Here is an 18,203-nt window from a genome sequence, read left to right on the forward strand (position 1 = left end):
CGTCGCGGAGTCTGATGGTGCCTGATCCCATTAATCGCAAGGAAGCACTGTGATGCCGCAGAATACTGAATCCGTCCGCACGCCACGCACCCTGGCCGAGAAGGTCTGGGACGATCACCTCGTCGTCAAGGGCGAGGACGGCAATCCCGATCTGATCTACATCGACCTGCACTTGGTGCACGAGGTCACGAGCCCGCAGGCCTTCGACGGCCTGCGCATGGCGGGGCGCACGCTGCGTCGCCCCGACCTGACGATCGCGACCGAGGACCACAACACGCCGACGCTCGCCATCGACAAGCCGATCGCCGACCGCACGAGTCGCACGCAGATCCACACGCTGCGCAACAACGCCGAGGAGTTCGGCGTGCGCCTGCACTCCCTCGGCGACGTCGAGCAGGGCATTGTTCACGTTGTCGGCCCCCAGCTCGGCCTCACGATGCCCGGCATCACTGTCGTCTGCGGCGACAGCCACACGTCGACCCACGGCGCGTTCGGCGCGATGGCGTTCGGCATCGGCACGAGCGAGGTCGAACACGTCATGGCGACGCAGACCCTGCCGCTCAAGCCGTTCAAGACCATGGCGATCAACGTCGAGGGCACGCTGCGGCCCGGAGTCACGGCGAAGGACATCATCCTCGCCGTCATCGCCAAGATCGGCACGGGCGGCGGACAGGGCTACGTGCTCGAGTACCGCGGCAGCGCCATCCGCTCCCTCTCCATGGAGGGACGCATGACGATCTGCAACATGTCGATCGAGGCCGGCGCCCGCGCCGGCATGGTCGCGCCCGACCAGACGACCTACGACTACCTGAAGGGCCGTCCGCACGCCCCGCAGGGCGGCGACTGGGACGAGGCCGTCGCCTACTGGAACACGCTCGCCACCGACGAGGGCGCCGTCTTCGACGCCGAGGTGTTCCTCGACGCCGACGAACTCGAGCCGTTCGTGACGTGGGGCACCAACCCCGGGCAGGGCGTGTCGTTGAGCGCCAGCATCCCGGAGCCCAGCTCGTTCGACGACGCCTCCGCGCGAGCCGCCGCCGAACGCGCCCTCGAGTACATGGACCTCGCACCAGGGACGAAACTCAAGGACATCGCTGTCGACGCCGTGTTCATGGGCTCGTGCACGAACAGCCGCATCGAAGACCTGCGCTCGTTCGCGAGCATCATCAGGGGGAAGAAGAAGGCTGACGGCGTTCGCGTCATGGTCGTCCCCGGCTCCGCTCGCGTGCGGCTCGAGGCGGAAGCGGAGGGGATCGACAAGATCGTCACCGACTTCGGCGCCGAATGGCGATTCGCCGGCTGCTCGATGTGCCTCGGCATGAATCCCGACCAGCTCGCTCCGGGTGAGCGCTGCGCGTCCACGAGCAACCGGAACTTCGAGGGACGCCAGGGCAAGGGTGGGCGCACCCACCTCGTCTCGCCCGTCGTCGCCGCGGCGACGGCGATCCGCGGAACCCTGTCGAGCCCGTCCGACCTGGAGGCCTGAGACCCATGGACAAGTTCACGACCGTCACCGGCATCGCCGCGCCGCTCAAGCGCTCGAACGTCGACACCGACCAGATCATCCCGGCCGTGTACCTCAAGCGCGTCACGAAGACCGGCTTCGAGGACGCTCTCTTCGCCGGCTGGCGCCAGGATCCCGAGTTCGTCCTCAACCAGCCCGAGTTCGCGGGAGCCTCCGTGCTCGTCGCCGGCCCTGACTTCGGCACGGGATCGAGCCGCGAGCACGCCGTGTGGGCATTGCGCGACTTCGGCTTCAAAGTCGTCATCAGCGCCCGATTCGGCGACATCTTCCGTGGAAACTCAGGCAAGCAGGGGCTGCTCACGGCGCAAGTTCCCGAAGCCGACGTCGAACGGCTCTGGGCCGCTATCGACGCGGACCCGAGCGCCGAGTTCACCGTCGATCTGGAGAGCAAGACGATCACGGTCGGCGACCTTCAGGTGGCTTTCGATATCGATGATTACACTAGGTGGCGCCTGCTCGAGGGACTCGACGACATCGCTCTCACGCTTCGGAACGAAGCCGAGATCACCGCGTTCGAAGCGACTCGTGCCGGGTGGCGGCCAAAGACATTGCCTGCCAGATAGCCAAGCATCGGGGACATCTTTTGACCACTCTTCTTGAGGACGCCAACCGGGCGGGAGCGAGCGTGGGACTGCACTCAGACACGATCACGATCAGAGGCGGGCGCCCGCTCACCGGTCGCATCGAGCTCAAAGGAGCGAAGAACCTCGTCACCAAGGCCATGGTCGCGTCGCTGCTCGGCGAGACCCCGAGCATCCTGAAGGACGTTCCCGACATCAGCGACGTCCGCGTCGTGCGAGGACTTCTCGAGGTTCACGGAGTCAAGATCAGCGACGGCGAGGAAGAGGGCGAACTGCACCTCGATCCCTCCGCCGTCGAGACGGCCCACATGGCCGACATCGACGCGCACGCGGGTTCGAGCCGCATCCCGATCCTGTTCTGCGGTCCGCTGCTGCACCGCCTCGGCGAGGCGTTCATCCCCGATCTCGGCGGATGCCGCATCGGCGACCGCCCGATCGACTTCCACCTCGATGTGCTGCGCACGTTCGGCGCCGTCGTCGAGAAGCTGCCGAGCGGCATCCGCATGTCGGCGCCGGGCGGGCTGAAGGGCGCGAAGATCGAGCTGCCGTACCCGAGCGTCGGCGCTACCGAGCAAGTGCTGCTCACGGCCGTTCGCGCGGCGGGCATCACGGAGCTGCGCGGGTCCGCGATCGAGCCTGAGATCATGGATCTCATCAACATCCTGCAGAAGATGGGCGCCGTCATCTCGGTCGACACAGACCGCGTGATCCGCATCGAGGGTGTTCCCGAGCTCAAGGGCTACGACCACCGCGCGCTCTTCGACCGCAACGAGGCGGCGAGCTGGGCCGCCGCCGCGCTCGCGACGGAGGGCGACATCTTCGTCGGCGGCGCACGCCAGTCCGAGATGCTCACGTTCCTCAACGTCTACCGGAAGGTCGGCGGCGGTTTCGACATCCACGAGGACGGCATCCGGTTCTTCCACCCGGGCAAGCCGCTCAACCCCGTGATCATCGAGACCGACGTGCACCCGGGCTTCATGACCGACTGGCAGCAGCCGCTCGTCGTGGCACTCACGAAGGCCGAGGGCGTGTCGATCGTGCACGAGACGGTGTACGAGAACCGGTTCGGCTTCGTCGACGCGCTCGTGGAGATGGGGGCCACCATCCAGATCCACCGCGAATGCCTCGGCGGGCAGGCGTGCCGATTCGGACAGCGCAACTTCAACCACTCGGCCGTGATCTCCGGTCCGAGCAAGCTGCACGGCGCCGACATCGTCGTTCCCGACCTGCGCGGGGGATTCTCGCACCTGATCGCCGCGCTCAGCGCCGAGGGAACCTCGCGCGTGTCGAACGTCGGAATCATCAGCCGCGGCTACGAGAAGTTCCTTTCCAAGCTCGAGACGCTCGGAGCAGACTTCACGCTCGAAGGATAATGGGGGAGTGCCACACACTCCTGACGACGCATCGCCGGTGCCGCCGACGCGCAACACCGAGAAGAGCCGACCCTCGGTCTACTGGTTCCTCGCCGCGGTGATCCTGCCGCTTGCGCGGCTGCTCATGACGATCAAGATCATCGACGGGCAGAAGCTGCCGAAGACCGGTGCGTTCATCCTCGCCCCCAACCACTACAGCGAGATCGATCCCATCGTGATCGGCATCGCGACGTGGAAGATGGGGAGAATTCCGCGCTTCATGGCGAAGGCGTCGCTCTTCCGCATCCCGTTCGTGGGCTGGCTGCTCACGAAGGCAGGTCAGATCCCCGTCGAGCGCGAGGGCTCCACGCGCGGCAACGGCCCGATCGAAGCCGCCGGAAAGCTCGTCGACACGGGACGCGGCGTCATCGTCTACCCGGAAGGCACGCTCACCCGCGACCCCGACATGTGGCCCATGCGCGGAAAGACCGGCGCCGCACGCATGGCGCTCACCCACGGGCTCCCCGTCATCCCCGTCGCGCACTGGGGAACCCAGAAGGTCATGGCGCGCTACGCCAAGAAGATCAGCCTCTTCCCGCCGAAGAAGGTGACGATCAAGGTCGGCGACCCGATCGACTTGTCCGCCTACCGGGATCGACCCATCGATTCGTCTACGCTCAATGAGGTGACGACCGTCATCATGAACGGCATCACCGCCCAGCTCGAGGACATCCGCGGCGAGAAGGCTCCCGCGGAGCGCTGGGACCCGGCCAAGCACAACCAGAGGGAGACGGGACGTTTTGAGTCGTAAGGCAGCAGCCGGCGCCCGCGTGTCCGTCGTCGGCTCCGGCAGCTGGGGAACGACGTTCGGCAAGATCCTCGCCGACGGCGGCGCTGACGTCACGATGTGGTCGCGGCGCGCGGAGGTCGCTCGGAGCATCACGAAGTCCCACCGCAACCAGGACTACCTGCCCGGTATCACGCTTCCTCCGTCGCTGACCGCGACGCACGATCTCGCCGATGCCGTCGCCGGGGCCTCGCAAGTGTTCGTGGCGGTGCCGAGCCAGACCCTGCGCGACAACCTCGTCGCGCTTCGCCCGATGCTCGCTCCCGGGACGATCGTCATCTCGCTCATGAAGGGCGTCGAACGCACCTCGGGGCTGCGCATGAGCCAAGTGATGCAGCAGACGCTTGACTGGGATCCGACGCTCATCGCAGCGGCATCCGGTCCCAACCTCGCGCTCGAGATCGCGAAGGAGCAGCCGACGGCGGCCGTCGTGTCATCGCAGAGTCTCGAGACGGCGCAGGCCGTCGCTCTTCTCGCGCGGAACCGCTACTTCCGCACCTTCGTGAACACGGACGTGATCGGCACCGAGTTCGGCGGTGTGCTCAAGAACCTCATCGCCGTCGCGATCGGCATCGTCGACGGCGTCGGATACGGCGAGAACACGAAGGCGTCGATCGTGACGCGCGGCCTCGTCGAGATGACGGACTTCGCCGTAGCCCTCGGCGCGCAGCCCGAGACGCTCTCGGGACTCGCCGGCCTCGGCGACCTGATCGCGACGTGTCAGTCGCCGCTGTCGCGCAACAACACGGCGGGGCGGCTGCTCGGGCAAGGCTATAGCTTCGCCGCCGTCGTCAAGCAGATGCAGCAGACGGCGGAGGGGCTCGCCTCCGTCGCGCCCGTGCTCGAGATCGCCGACAGCGTCGGCGTGAGCATGCCGATCGTCCAGCAGGTCAAGCAAGTGCTCGACGGCACGCTCGACCCGAAGGACATCGCGCCGCATCTGACAACAACCGATACGGACGAACCGCAGGGGGAGAGGACGACCGATGACGCAAAGACTGCGGGTGGCGGTGCTGTTTGGGGGGCGCTCAAGCGAGCATTCGATCAGCTGCGCAACGGCGGCGGGAGTGCTGGGAGCGATTGACCGCTCCCGTTTCGAGGTGATCCCGCTCGGGTTCACGCGCGACGGCGCCCTCGTGCTCGAAGACGACGACCCGCAGAAGTTCGCCCTCGGCGGCGCCGAGCTGCCGGAGGTCGTCGACAACGGCACGCGCGTGCACTGGCCCGAGAACGCTCACAGCCGCGAGCTCACGGTCGAGCGTGACGGGCAGCGCTCCTCGCTCGGCGTCATCGACGTCGTGTTCCCGATCCTGCACGGCAGCTACGGCGAGGACGGCACCGTGCAGGGCCTGTTCGAGCTCGCCGGGCTGCCCTACGTCGGCTCGGGCGTGCTCGCCTCGGCGCTCGCGATGGACAAGCACTTCACGAAGACGGTGCTGCAGCACGCGGGCATCGCCGTCGCGCCGTGGCACACGCTGTCCCGTCACGATTGGCAGAGCGATCCGGATGCCGCGACGGCGGCTCTTCGCGACCTCGCCCTTCCCGTGTTCGTCAAGCCCGCACGGGCCGGGTCGAGCGTCGGGGTCAGCAAGGTGAGCGACCCGACGGAAATGGACGCCGCGCTGCGCATCGCCTTCGACGAGGACGACACGGTGCTCATCGAGCAGGGCGTCGTCGGCCGCGAGGTCGAGATCGCTGTGCTCGGGGCGCGCCCCGGCCAGAAGCCGCGCACGTCCGACCACGCAGGTGAGATCGTCGTCTCGGGTCGGGACTTCTACGACTTCGACGCGAAGTACCTCGGAGCGGACGGCATCGAACTCGTCTGCCCCGCGCCGATGGGTTCCGAGCGACTTGCCGAGATGAAGTCGATCGCGCTCACGGCCTTCGACGCGGTCGGCGCTGAGGGGCTCGCCCGCGTCGACTTCTTCCTCACCGACGACGGCTTCGTCCTCAACGAGGTCAACACCCTCCCCGGGTTCACCCCGATCTCGATGTTCCCGACGTGCTGGATCGCCTCCGGGCTCAGCTACGCCGACCTCATCACCGAGCTCATCGACGTCGCCGTGGAGCGCGGAGCGCGCTGAGCCTCAGCCGTTCTCGGACGGCGTCGCCGTGGGCGCCGGCGTCGAGCCGTCGCCCGTGACGTCTTCAGCGTTCAGGCACTTCGAGGTCTGCGGGATCACGCTCACCGCCCCCGAGAGATCGAGAAGCGCGGAGCCTGACGCCTTGTCGTTGTCGATGACGACCTCGACGGCCGGTGTCCGGCCGAACGTCGTGAAGCGGTACAGCGGGGCCTCGCTCGAGTCGCGCACCCAGTCGACCCCGTTCACTTGGAAGCACGGCAGCGTCGTCGGCCCGATCGGGGTGACCCCGCAGTGCAACAGCACGGCCGCCGGGTCGCCCCACGCCCCGGTCGCCTGCGCCGTCGTCTCCCGCTTCTGCAGGCTGTCGACCGCGTCGGGAAGCCGCACGGTCACAGCGGCGCAGTCCGGGTTGTTCGCATCCGGCGCCGGCTTGAGCGACACGGCGCCGGCGCATCCGGCGAGGCTGACGGCGGTGAGTGAGAGGAGGGCGACCGAGACGAGGCGGCGGGCACGAACGGACATCCCCTTCAGGCTACCGTTGAACGCATGGTGTTCTCTGACAAGCAGCCGTCGCCGACCGTAAGGGAGCTTGCGGAAGCGCGCGTGCTCGAGCGCATCTTCCCGCGGCTTCCGCACGCGGAGGCGGCGCTTCTCGGCCCGGGCGACGATTGCGCCGTGCTCGCGACGCCCGACGGGCGCACTGTCGTCACGACGGACATGATGGTGCACGGACCCGACTTCCGGCTGGCCTGGTCGACCGCCCACGACTTGGGCTGGAAGGCGGCGGCGAGCAACCTCTCCGACGTCGCGGCGATAGGGGCGCGGCCGACGGCGCTCCTCATCGCGCTCGCCGTTCCCGACAGCATGCCGGTCGCCTTTCTCGAGGAGTTCTGCGACGGCCTCCGCGACGGCTGCGCGGCTCTCGCTCCCGGGTGCGGCGTCATCGGCGGCGACCTTTCCGTGTCGGCGACGTTCACGATCGCGGTCACGGCGTTCGGCGACCTCGCCGGGCGCCGCCCGGTGCTGCGCTCCGGCGCCTCTCCCGGAGACGTTGTCGCTGTCTCGGGCGATCTCGGCCGCTCCGCCGAGGGGCTTCGGCTGCTGTTCGCGGAAGGCGTGGACGAGAACGGCGAACCCGACCGGCAGCGCGCTGCCGCGCTCCGTTCGGCTCATCCTCATGCGATCGCGGGTCACCTCGCTCCGGCCCCGCCGATCGCCGACGGTGTTCGCGCCGCCGACGCGGGGGCGACCGCCATGATGGACATCTCCGACGGCCTCGCTCTCGACGCGAGCCGGCTGGCCAGGGCAAGCGGCGTCACCATCGATCTGGAACGCGCGGCGCTCGGCGACGACGTCGCAGCCGCCCTGCACGGGGGAGAGGACCACGGGCTGCTCGCGAGCTTCCCCGAGGGGACGGCGCTTCCCGGCGGCTTTCGCCACGTCGGGACCGTCGTTTCGCGCTCCGCCGACGCTGTTCTCGTCGACGGTGAACCCGTGACGCCGGAAGGCTGGGACCCCTACCGCGCGTGGGACGGGCAGTCCGGCTGAGCAGTCAGCCGAGCTCTGCCCACCAGAGCACCGTCTCGCCGTACGCGCGCCGCTTGTCCGAGACGAGGGCGGCGGGCCAGCGCGGCTCCGCAGATCGCGAACTCCGCTCCACGACCACGATCGCCCCCGGGGACAGCAGCGGTGCGAGCGAGTCGAGGTTTCGCGCGAGTTCCTCGTCGGACAGGTCGTATGGCGGGTCGAGGAAGACGAGGTCGAGATCCGGGCCGCCGCCGCGTTCGAGCCACGACTGCACGGACGAGACGACAGTGTCGACAGAGAGGGAGCGCTCCGCCGCTCGCGTGACAGTAGACGCGTTCGCGCGACAGATCGCCGCGGCTCGCGGCGAGCTCTCGACGAGCACGACGGACGCCGCGCCACGGCTGGCGGCCTCGAGCCCGAGCGCGCCCGAGCCCGCATACAGATCGGCGACGCGCGAGCCGCGCACGAGATCGCGCGCATCCAGGGCGGAGAAGAGCGCTTCGCGCACACGGTCGCTCGTCGGCCGGGTGCCCTTCGGGGGAACCTTCAACGGGAGCGAACCGGCGTCTCCGCCGATGATTCTGGTCATCGCCTCCGACGATACCGTCTGTCAGAGCCGCCGCGTACACTCGAACACATGAACGAATCGGCGCTGCAGGGGAAACTGAAGAACCTTCTCGGTGACCGCACGGCCAAAGCGCTCGAGCGCGCATTCGGCTACATCACCGTCGGCGATCTTCTGTCCCACTACCCGCGTCGATACGTCGAGCACGGCGATGTCACGGCGCTCGGGAGCCTCCCGCTCGGTGAACAGGTCACCCTCATCGCCGACGTCGTGGGCGTCTCGCAGCGGAGCATGGCGTCACGGAAAGGCGCGATCCTCGAAGTGCGCATCTCCGACGGCCGCGGCATCCTGAGCCTCACGTTCTTCAACCAGCTGTGGCGCAAGAATGAGCTCGTTCCCGGCGCGCGCGGCGTCTTCGCCGGCAAGATCACGCAGTACAAGGGGAGCATGCAGCTCACACACCCCGACTACAAGCTCTTCGAGCGCGACGATGACGCGGCGATGCGCGACGCGGAGGCCTGGGCCGAGCAGCCGATCCCGCTGTACCCGGCCACCGCGTCGGTTCCCAGCTGGACCATGCAGCGCTCCATAGGACTCGCGCTCGATCACCTCGAGGGTGAGATCGACGACCCGCTGCCGGCGAACGTGCGCGTGGCCGAGGGACTTCTCGACTTCGGCACCGCGCTCGAGCTCATCCACCGCCCGCGCACGGAGGCGGACACCTGGCGCGCCAAGCACACGCTGCGCTTCCACGAGGCGTTTCTCCTCCAAGCCGCGCTTCTGCAGAACCGCGCCATAGCCAAGGAGGCGATGGCGATGCCGCGCGTCGCGGGGAAGGGCGGGCCGCTTGAGAGGTTCGACGCGCGCCTGCCGTTCACACTCACGCAGGATCAGGTGAGCGTGGGCGAGGAGATCGTCGAAGACCTGGCCAAGAACTCGCCGATGAATCGCCTCGTCCAAGGCGAGGTCGGCTCGGGAAAGACGCTCGTCGCCCTCCGCGCGATGCTCACCGTTGCCGAGGACGGCGGACAGACGGCGCTTCTTGCGCCGACCGAGGTGCTCGCTGCCCAGCACCTGCGCTCCATCGTCGCCTCGCTCGGCCCCGATCTCGCTGCCGAGATGATGCCCGTGCTGCTCACGGGCCAGATGCCGGCGGCCGAACGCAAGCGCGCGCTGCTGCGCATCGTGAGCGGCCAGGCAAAGATCGTCGTCGGCACGCACGCGCTGCTCGGGGAGATCGTCGAGTTCTACGACCTCGGGCTCATCGTCATCGACGAACAGCATCGCTTCGGCGTTGACCAGCGCGACGCGCTTCGGCGAAAGAGCGCCGCGCACCCGCACACCCTCGTCCTCACGGCCACGCCCATCCCGCGCACGGTGGCGATGACGGTGTTCGGCGACCTCGACGTCAGCACCATCCGGCAGCTTCCCGCTGGGCGTCAGGGAATCTCATCGTTCGTGGTGCCGCTCGCCGTGAAGCCCGACTGGATGCCGCGGGTCTGGGAGCGCATGCGCGAAGAGGTGGACAAGGGACGCCAGGCCTTTGTCGTCTGCCCCGCCATCGACGCGGGCGCCGACCTCGCCGATGAAGACGGCGCCGACGCGGCGGATCCCGCCGAGACCGAGAACACCCGAGCTCGGGCGGCGACTGTCTTCGAGACGACCGAGCAGTTGCGGCGCGACCCGAGCCTGGCCGGTCTGACGATCGAGTCCCTGCACGGCCGGCTTCCGAGCGACGAGAAGGATGCCGTCATGCAGCGGTTCTCGAACGGCGACATCGACATCCTCGTCACCACGACCGTCATCGAGGTCGGCGTCGACGTGCCCAACGCGTCGACGATGGTCGTGCTCGACGCCGACCGCTTCGGCGTCTCGCAGCTGCATCAGCTGCGCGGTCGGGTCGGCCGCGGGTCCGTCCCGGGGCTGTGTCTTCTCGTGACGACGGCCGAGCCCGGCTCGAGCGCCCTCGAGCGCGTCGAGGCCGTCGCCGCGACGATCGACGGATTCGAGCTGGCGCAGCGCGACCTGGAGCTGCGCCGCGAGGGTGACGTTCTCGGCGAAGCCCAATCGGGCACGCGTTCGTCGTTGCGCATTCTTCGCGTCTCGATCGACGGCAAGGTGATATCGCGGGCGAGGGAGTGGGCAGAGAAGGTCTTCGACGACGATCCTCGACTTGCCTCGCACCCGTACCTGTGGGAGGCGATCGAGGGACGTCTCAAGGAATCAGAACGTCAGGCGCTGACGAAATCCTGAACGAGCGTCGCCTCGCGTCCTCAGCGGCGGCACGCGCCCGGTAGGCTTGACCCATGAGCAGGATCGCCGTCGTTCCCGGGTCATTCGACCCCATCACGCTCGGCCACCTCGACGTGATCGAGCGGGCCGCGCCACTCTATGACGAACTGCACGTCGTCGTCGTGCACAACCCCGACAAGGCGGCTCTCCTGCCGATCGCCCAGCGGGTCTCACTGCTCGAGTCGTCCGTGAGAGACGCGGGCCTCGGCGACAACATCGTCGTCGCATCGTGGAGCGTCGGCCTGCTCGTGGACTACTGCACGGACGTCGGAGCTTCCGTGCTGATCAAGGGCATCCGCTCCCAGATCGACGTCGCCTACGAGACTCCCATGGCGATCGTCAATCGTGATCTCGCCGACGTCGAAACCGTGTTCATGCTCCCGAATCCCGCGCACGCCCACGTCTCAAGCTCGCTTGTGCGGCAGGTCGCGGCGCTCGGCGGCGACGTCGGACCTTACGTCCCGCCCGCCGTCGGACGGTACTTGAGGTCATCATGACCAACATGCGAGCCGTCACCGCCGACGAGGCGCAGCCGTCCGCGACGCGGACGATCCCTCTCGACGAGCTCGGCTCGCGCGCCGCGCAGATCATCGCGAACATCGAGACCGTCATCGACGGCAAGCACGATGCCGTGCGCACGGCGCTCACGGTCCTTCTCGCGGAGGGCCACCTGCTGATCGAAGATGTTCCCGGCGTGGGTAAGACCGTGCTCGCCCGGGCGCTGGCGGCATCCGTCGGAGGAAGCGTCAGCCGCATCCAATTCACTCCCGACCTGCTGCCAAGCGATGTGACGGGAGTCGCTGTCTACGATCAGGGAGAGCGCCGCTTCGAGTTCAAGCCCGGTCCGGTCTTCGCCAATATCGTGATCGGGGACGAGATCAACAGGGCGTCGCCGAAGACCCAGTCGGCTCTGCTCGAGTGCATGGAAGAGCGGCAGGTCACCGCAGACGGCACGACCTACGAGCTCGGCCGGCCGTTCACCGTGTTCGCCACTCAGAATCCCGTGGAGATGGAGGGCACGTATGCGCTCCCCGAGGCGCAGCGCGACCGCTTCACGGCACGGTTGTCTCTCGGCTATCCCGATGCGGATGCCGAGACGGCCATGCTCAACCGGCGTGACCTCGTGAACCCGCTCAGCAGTCTCTCGGCGGTCGTGTCCTTGCGCGAACTCGTCGAGATGATCGACGGAGCGCGTGCGGTGTACGTCTCGCCGGCGGTCAAGGCGTATATCGTGCAGATCGCGCGGGCGACGCGAGAGCACCCGGACATCCGGCTCGGCGCGAGCCCTCGAGCGACGCTGCAGCTCATGGCGGCGTCGAAGGCGGTCGCCGCGATCGACGGACACGAGTTCGTGCTTCCCGACCACGTCGCGGCGCTCGCGGACCCGGTACTCGCGCATCGGCTGGTCCCGACATCGCGCGCGCTCGCTCGTCGACAAGATCATTCCGGGGTGGTCTCGGATGCGATCGACAGCATCATCGAGTCCACCTCGGTGCCGAACGTGCGGTGAGAAGATGCCTCGGCGCGCTCGGGCCCTTCGCCTCACCTCCCGCGGGTGGACGTTGCTGGCGGGCGCCATCGTCATCCTGACGATCGCAACCTTCGCGAACCGGCGCGAAGGGCTCTACGTCGCAGCCTTCCTGACGCTCGTCGTGATTGCCTCAGCAATCGCGGTGCGGCTGCAACGGCCGAGCGTCGAGATCGAACGGCGCTTTCCGACCGAGACGCCCGCGGGCGAGGAGATCGAGGTCACCGACATCATCCGAGCGATCTCCCACACGACGAGCATCGTGGGGTGGCGCGAGCGGGTTCCCGTCGGCTGGGGGGAGCAGCCGCAGGGGCTGCTCCCTGTCACGCTCGCGGCGCCAGGGCGACGCGCCGGAATACGCTACACCGTGCGGCCCCGAAAACGAGGCGTCTACGAACTCGGTCCGCTGCGCCTTCGCGTACGCGACCCGCTCGGGCTGGCAGAAGCGGAGCGCACGGTGGGCGCCCCAGCCGAGGTCACTGTATTGCCGCGGGTCTCGAACCTCCATGACGTCGGTCTGTCCGGCGCGGACGGCGACGGGAAGCTGCGGGAGCGCAACTATCTCGCGGCGCCGCGCGTCGACGAGCTGATCGCTCGCGAATATCGAGCGGGCGACCCGATCCGCCGCGTGCATTGGCGTGCGACGGCGCGTCACGGCGAGCTCATGGTGCGCCAGGAGGAGCCGCAGGGAGACCCGGAGGCCGTGCTCGTGCTCATGCTTGCGCCGGGCTCCGACGCTCTCGTCGTCGAAGCCGTCGTCGAGCTGTGCGCGTCGGTCGCGGCGCACATGACCGAGCGCGGCTACCGTGTAACGCTCGTGGAACCCGGCGAATCACGTCTCACCAGCGTCATGCCGACCGAACTGGCTGCCTTGCTCACCCGGCTCGCTGTCTGCGGCCCCGTCGCCGGCGGCGCGGACGCTGTCGAGTTCACGAGAGCCGCGTTCGACGGGGTCGCGGCTCCGATCCCGCTCGTCGTGTTCTCAACGTCGGCCGAGCATGCGGCGACCTGGTCGCCGCTGGTGACCCTCGGGCGCCCCGCCGCCGCATTCGTCGCGGCGGATGCGTCGGCAGAGCACGCACTCGCAGACGAGGGCTGGCGTGTCGCAGGCGTGTACGGCTCCGACCGTCCCATGGACGTGTGGGAGCGCATCGCGCTCTCGAGCAGCGAGGTGCCCGATGCCGCCACGTGATGCTCGACGCACGAAACGCGATGAGGGCCGGCGGCTCATCGTACTCAGCATCGCCGTTCTCGTGCTCGTCGGATCCTCACTGTCCGCGCTGCTGCCGCTCATCAGCGAAAGCGGCTGGTGGTTCCGCGGCATCGCCGCCGCCGCGTTCGTCCTTCTGGCCGCTGTCGCGGTGCGAGCATTCCGCGGACCGGCGCTGCTCGCGACCTTCGCGGCTCTCGCCGCCGCCGTTGTCGTCGTCACCATCGGATTCGCGTCCGATTCTGCGGTCGCCGGGATCATCCCCACCCCGGCGACCATCGACGCTTTCGTCGGCTTCGCCTCCGACGGCGGGCGCGCGATCTACCTGCAGTCCATTCCCGCGACGCCCGACCAGGGGATGCTCTTCCTGCTGATCGCGGGGTGCTGTCTCGCCGCGGTCGTCCTCGACGCGCTGATCGTCACGGCCCGAATGCCTCTCGTGGGCGGCGTCATCGCTCTGGGCATCGCGCTGCCGTCCTCGCTCATGACCGGTGTCGTCGCCGTGGCCCCGCTCGCCGCGACGGGCGGTGCGTTCCTGCTCGTGCTGTGGGTCGACGGCATGTCCCGGCGCCGCGTGACCATGCGCGATGGCGTACGGGTCGTCGCGGTCGGCGCGGTCGCCGTTACGGGGGCCGGCCTTCTGACGGTCTCCGTTCCCGGGTTCTACGGTGGGAGCCTGCTCACGTCAGCGTCCTCCCGCTCCATCGGGGTCGGAGTGAGTCCGCTTATCGACCTGGGGAAGGACCTGCAGTCGGTCGGGGGAATCGAGCAGTTCCGCTACACCACGACCGCGCAGAAGGGACCCTACTTCCGCCTGATGACTCTCGAGAGCTTCGACGGCACGACGTGGGTGTCCTCCGACGAGGACGCGGAGCCGGAAGAGTTCGGGCCCGGAGCGCCGCTTCGTCCTCTCGGTGCCAGGGAGGAGGGAACGCCGACGGCGCAGTCGACGATCGTCATCGACCAGATGCGCGATCGCGTGCTTCCCATCCCGCGTGACACGGTGCAGATCGACGGACTGCACGGCACCTGGCTGTGGGACCGCACCGACATGACCGTGCGCAGCCGATCCTCGAGCACGGTCGATCAGCACTACACCGTCACGAGCCTCGAGACAGAACCCACTCGCGAACAGCTCCGAGCGGCAACGGGCGCAGCGCCCGAAAGACTCTCCGATGAGCTCGATCTCGGCGACGACGTGCCCGACATCATCACCCGCACTCTCGAGAGAGTCACGGCAAGCGCCGACACAGCCTATGACAAGGCGTACGCGATCCAGAGCTACTTGCGCGGCACCGACTTCAGCTATTCCCTTTCGACGCCGGTGCAGCAGGGCTACGACGGCGACAGCCTCGGCGTCGTCGCGACGTTCCTGGAACGAAAGTCGGGCTATTGCGTGCATTTCGCCTCGACGATGGCGGTTATGTCCCGGCTCGCGGGGATTCCTTCACGCATCGTGCTCGGCTTCCTGCCGGGAGATCGCATGTACACGGCACCCGGACAGGCATCTCAGTACTCGGTCGAGTCGGACGATCTGCACGCGTGGCCCGAACTGTACTTCGACGGTATCGGCTGGGTCGCGTTCGAGCCGACGCCGAGCCGCGGTTCCGCTCCGGACTATGCTCCGGCCCCCGAGGGGCCCGCACCCGCCCCCATCGAATCGGAGCTGCCGCGCGCAAACGTGGACACGAGCCCGACGCCGACCGCGAGCGTTCCCCAGTCGGACACGCGCAACGACGCCCAGAGCGCGGCGAAGACCGAGGCGCCCGTCGGCACGGGCATCATCGTCCTAGGTGTCCTGCTGCTGCTCGCGGCTCCCGCGCTCGGGCGAACCCTCCGTTCCCACCGGCGTCGCGCGCTGTTGCGGGCCGGGCGTGCGGGAGCAGCGCTCGCCTGGAACGAGCTCGAAGACGCCGCCCTCGATCTCGGTCACAGCATCCCCGAGAATGTGACTCCTCGCTCCTTCGGCGATCAGCTCGCAACCGTCGCTAGCTTGGGGAGTGCGCAGCGATCAAGCCTCGCACGGCTCGTGAGGGCTGTCGAACGCGACCTGTTCGGTCCCTCAGCCGGACACGTCGACGGCGGAGCGCTCGTCGATGACCTCGACGTCGTCACCACAGCGCTGCACGATGGCGCATCGCCCCGACGACGACTCGCGGCCTCTCTCGCGCCCCGCTCCGTGCTCCGGCCTCGCACTCAGCTGTCGCCAATCGCCCAGCGGTAAACTCTTCTGCCGTGACCGCATTCAAGAAGACTCCATACACGGTGGGCGTTCGCGACCTCATCGGCCGTCCCGGCGAGATGCGCGAGCACGACTACGACTTCCCGCTGCCGGAAACCCTCGGCGAAGGTCTCATCTCCGTGAAGGAAGGCACGCCCGTTCACGAATACGTGCGCCTCGAGTCGGTGCACGAGGGGATCCTCGCAAGCGGCGAGGTCTCGACGACGGCGACGGGACAGTGCGGACGCTGCCTGACCGACATCGCGCAGAGCGTCCAAGTCGAGTTTCAGGAACTTTTCGCGTATCCTACTCAGGAAGCTTCTGAGCATGAGGTTCACGATGACCACGTGGATCTTGAACCTCTCGTCAGAGATGCAGTGGTTCTATCACTGCCGTTTCAGCCGGTATGCCGACCTGATTGCCCCGGACTCGACCCCGAGACCGGCGAGCGTCTGGCCGATCACCCGGAACGAGAACCTCGCGAGATCACGGATCCCCGGTGGGATGCGCTCGCACAGTTCTCCTCACGCCCAGGCACCGAAGACTCGAGTGCGTCAGACAGAGAAGAGAGATAACCCATGGCTGTTCCCAAGCGGAAAATGTCGCGTGCCAACACCCGCGCTCGCCGTTCGCAGTGGAAGGCCGACGCGCCTGCCCTCGTGAAGACGGTCGAGAACGGCAAGGTGACGTACAGCCTCCCGCACCGCGCGAAGGTCGTCACCGACTCCGCCGGCACCGAGCTGTTCCTTGAGTACAAGGGCCGCAAGGTAGCCGACATCTGAGGTGCCGCGCACCCCGAATTCTCGGCACACGGCCGAGACGTCGATCGACCGAGGACCGCTGCTGGCGGTCCTCGGCGTTTCGCTTGATCCGGAGCTTCTCCAGCTCGCGCTGACGCACCGCTCCTACGCGTACGAGCACGGGGGGCTTCCGCACAACGAGCGCCTTGAATTCCTGGGCGACTCGGTGCTCGGGCTCGCGATCACGACCAAGCTGTACCGCGACAACCCGACGCTTCCTGAAGGGGACCTCGCGCGCATGCGCGCGGCCGTCGTGTCGACCGTCGCCCTCGCCGAGGTCGCCGAACGCATCTCGCTCGGCCCGTACCTGCTGCTCGGCCGCGGCGAAGAGCTGACGGGCGGGCGCCAGAAGGCATCGATCCTCGCCGACACGATGGAGGCGCTGTTCGGCGCCGTCTACCTCGACAACGGGCAGGATGCCGCAACGGCGCTCGTGCTGCGCCTGGTCGGTCCGCTGCTGAACGACAGCGCGCGCTTCGGCGCGGCAATGGACCCGAAGACGAGCCTGCAGGAGGCGGCGGCCGCGCACGGCGGGGAAAGCCCCGTGTACGAGGTCACAAGCTCCGGGCCCGACCACGATCGCCGTTTCAGTGCGACGGTCACGGTCGTGGGCCTCGTGAGCGCGACGGGAACCGGCACGAGCAAGAAGCAGGCCGAGATGGCCGCCGCGCTCAGCGCATGGACCGACCTGAATGCCCGAACTTCCTGAGGTCGAGGTCGTCCGCCACGGCCTCGAACCCGCCGTCACCGGCGCCGTCATCACCTCCGTCGAGGTTCTCGACCAGCGCTCACTCAAACGGCACGACGCCGGCCGCGGCGACTTCGCCGGCCTTCTCACAGGCGCTTGCCTGACCAGCGCGGTTCGGCGCGGCAAATTCCTCTGGTTCCCGCTCGAAAGCGGCGACGCGCTCGTGGCGCACCTCGGCATGAGCGGGCAGCTGCTCCTGCGCGAACCCGGCGTCACCGACCGGCAGACCCGCATCCGGCTCACGCTCGAGCATCCCGAACACGGTGAGCTCGTCATCAACTTCGCAGACCAGCGCATCTTCGGCGCCATGGCCGTCGACAGGATGCTGCCGACGGCAGACGCGGCTCCGGCTGGCTACGCCGGGTCGCTCCTGGCCACACCGGCCATTCCGTCCCAGGTCGCCCACATCGCACGGGACCCGCTGGACCCCCACTTCGACGACGCCGGCTTCACCGATCGACTGCGGCGCCGTCGCACAGGAGTGAAGCGGGCGCTGCTCGACCAGACGCTCGTGAGCGGCATCGGGAACATCTACGCCGACGAGGCTTTGTGGGCGGCGGGCATGCACTACGAGCAGCTCACGTCACGACTGTCGCGCGCACGCGTGACCGAGCTTCTCGAGGAAGTGCGCCTCGTGCTGCGGAAGGCCCTCGCCGAGGGCGGCACGAGCTTCGACGCGCAGTATGTCAACGTCAACGGGCAGGCCGGGTACTTCGCCCACAGCCTCAACGCCTACGGTCGGGGCGGTCAGCCGTGCCCGCGCTGCGGCGAGCCGATCGCGCGGACCGCGTTCATGAACCGCTCGTCGCACTACTGCCCGAAGTGCCAGAAAAAACGCTGATCGCGGTCCCCACGCGTCGTCGCTCGCTCAGCAGCACGCGATATAATGGGGTTCTCACAACGCGTACAACCGTTAGATCCAG

Annotated in this window: 18 protein-coding genes; 16 read left to right on the forward strand and 2 right to left on the reverse strand. The window is 68.1% G+C overall.

Annotated elements, in window-relative coordinates:
- Positions 1-52: 52 nt before the first annotated feature.
- From leuC to BLV49_RS16025, 6 genes are all read left to right on the forward strand, one after another.
- Positions 53-1,486 carry a 3-isopropylmalate dehydratase large subunit gene (gene leuC, locus BLV49_RS16000; RefSeq protein WP_091187771.1) on the forward strand — a complete coding sequence of 478 codons (1,434 nt, stop codon included), beginning with the start codon at positions 53-55 and terminating at the stop codon, positions 1,484-1,486.
- A gap of 5 nt (positions 1,487-1,491) precedes the next feature.
- Positions 1,492-2,088, forward strand: coding sequence for a 3-isopropylmalate dehydratase small subunit (gene leuD / locus BLV49_RS16005; RefSeq protein ID WP_091187773.1), 597 nt, complete (start codon positions 1,492-1,494; stop codon positions 2,086-2,088).
- A gap of 62 nt (positions 2,089-2,150) precedes the next feature.
- Positions 2,151-3,479: a UDP-N-acetylglucosamine 1-carboxyvinyltransferase gene (gene murA / locus BLV49_RS16010; protein WP_091187775.1), complete on the forward strand. Its 1,329-nt coding sequence runs from the start codon at positions 2,151-2,153 to the stop codon at positions 3,477-3,479.
- Between the two features lie 7 nt (positions 3,480-3,486).
- Entirely contained in the window at positions 3,487-4,269 is a 783-nt protein-coding gene (locus BLV49_RS16015) for a lysophospholipid acyltransferase family protein (protein WP_245723743.1), read from the forward strand.
- Positions 4,259-5,389: an NAD(P)H-dependent glycerol-3-phosphate dehydrogenase gene (locus tag BLV49_RS16020; RefSeq protein WP_091187779.1), complete on the forward strand. Its 1,131-nt coding sequence runs from the start codon at positions 4,259-4,261 to the stop codon at positions 5,387-5,389. The genes BLV49_RS16015 and BLV49_RS16020 overlap by 11 nt, the downstream gene beginning before the upstream one ends.
- The gene (locus BLV49_RS16025) at positions 5,292-6,389 is read left to right on the forward strand and encodes a D-alanine--D-alanine ligase family protein (protein ID WP_091187781.1); all 1,098 of its coding nucleotides are present in this window, start codon (positions 5,292-5,294) and stop codon (positions 6,387-6,389) included. Before BLV49_RS16020 ends, BLV49_RS16025 begins: the two co-directional genes overlap by 98 nt.
- Before the next feature lie 3 nt (positions 6,390-6,392).
- Here the strand turns inward: BLV49_RS16025 and BLV49_RS16030 are convergent, their stop codons facing one another.
- A complete protein-coding gene (locus BLV49_RS16030) occupies positions 6,393-6,911 on the reverse strand; it encodes a DUF3515 family protein (RefSeq protein WP_091187783.1) in 519 nt (172 codons plus the stop codon).
- Between the two features lie 24 nt (positions 6,912-6,935).
- On the opposite strand from BLV49_RS16030, the gene thiL reads away from it, so the two are divergent.
- On the forward strand, positions 6,936-7,937 hold the full coding sequence (gene thiL, locus BLV49_RS16035) for a thiamine-phosphate kinase (protein ID WP_091187785.1): 1,002 nt from the start codon (positions 6,936-6,938) through the stop codon (positions 7,935-7,937).
- Positions 7,938-7,941: 4 nt separating this feature from the next.
- Here the strand turns inward: thiL and BLV49_RS16040 are convergent, their stop codons facing one another.
- Positions 7,942-8,505, reverse strand: a complete 564-nt coding sequence (locus BLV49_RS16040) for an RsmD family RNA methyltransferase (RefSeq protein ID WP_091187788.1) — start codon at positions 8,503-8,505, stop codon at positions 7,942-7,944.
- A 48-nt stretch (positions 8,506-8,553) separates the two neighbouring features.
- Here BLV49_RS16040 and BLV49_RS16045 point away from each other — a divergent pair, with 48 nt between their 5' ends.
- From BLV49_RS16045 to mutM, 9 genes are all read left to right on the forward strand, one after another.
- A complete protein-coding gene (locus BLV49_RS16045; RefSeq protein ID WP_091187791.1) occupies positions 8,554-10,734 on the forward strand; it encodes an ATP-dependent DNA helicase RecG in 2,181 nt (726 codons plus the stop codon).
- Between the two features lie 53 nt (positions 10,735-10,787).
- A complete protein-coding gene (coaD, locus tag BLV49_RS16050; protein ID WP_091187794.1) occupies positions 10,788-11,270 on the forward strand; it encodes a pantetheine-phosphate adenylyltransferase in 483 nt (160 codons plus the stop codon).
- On the forward strand, positions 11,267-12,283 hold the full coding sequence (locus BLV49_RS16055; protein WP_091187796.1) for an AAA family ATPase: 1,017 nt from the start codon (positions 11,267-11,269) through the stop codon (positions 12,281-12,283). The genes coaD and BLV49_RS16055 overlap by 4 nt, the downstream gene beginning before the upstream one ends.
- Positions 12,284-12,287: 4 nt before the next feature.
- The gene (locus BLV49_RS16060) at positions 12,288-13,493 is read left to right on the forward strand and encodes a DUF58 domain-containing protein (RefSeq protein WP_176980909.1); all 1,206 of its coding nucleotides are present in this window, start codon (positions 12,288-12,290) and stop codon (positions 13,491-13,493) included.
- Complete coding sequence (locus BLV49_RS16065) at positions 13,480-15,735, forward strand: transglutaminase TgpA family protein (protein ID WP_091187801.1); 2,256 nt, start codon at positions 13,480-13,482, stop codon at positions 15,733-15,735. The genes BLV49_RS16060 and BLV49_RS16065 overlap by 14 nt, the downstream gene beginning before the upstream one ends.
- A gap of 77 nt (positions 15,736-15,812) precedes the next feature.
- The gene (locus BLV49_RS16070) at positions 15,813-16,307 is read left to right on the forward strand and encodes a YceD family protein (protein WP_091188064.1); all 495 of its coding nucleotides are present in this window, start codon (positions 15,813-15,815) and stop codon (positions 16,305-16,307) included.
- 3 nt (positions 16,308-16,310) lie between these two features.
- The gene (rpmF, locus tag BLV49_RS16075; RefSeq protein ID WP_091187803.1) at positions 16,311-16,514 is read left to right on the forward strand and encodes a 50S ribosomal protein L32; all 204 of its coding nucleotides are present in this window, start codon (positions 16,311-16,313) and stop codon (positions 16,512-16,514) included.
- Position 16,515: 1 nt separating this feature from the next.
- Positions 16,516-17,241: a ribonuclease III gene (gene rnc, locus BLV49_RS16080; RefSeq protein WP_434061475.1), complete on the forward strand. Its 726-nt coding sequence runs from the start codon at positions 16,516-16,518 to the stop codon at positions 17,239-17,241.
- On the forward strand, positions 17,225-18,121 hold the full coding sequence (gene mutM, locus BLV49_RS16085; protein WP_091187805.1) for a bifunctional DNA-formamidopyrimidine glycosylase/DNA-(apurinic or apyrimidinic site) lyase: 897 nt from the start codon (positions 17,225-17,227) through the stop codon (positions 18,119-18,121). The genes rnc and mutM overlap by 17 nt, the downstream gene beginning before the upstream one ends.
- Positions 18,122-18,203 lie beyond the last annotated feature (82 nt).

It is taken from the genome of Paramicrobacterium humi, assembly GCF_900105715.1.
Taxonomy (GTDB): domain Bacteria; phylum Actinomycetota; class Actinomycetes; order Actinomycetales; family Microbacteriaceae; genus Paramicrobacterium; species Paramicrobacterium humi.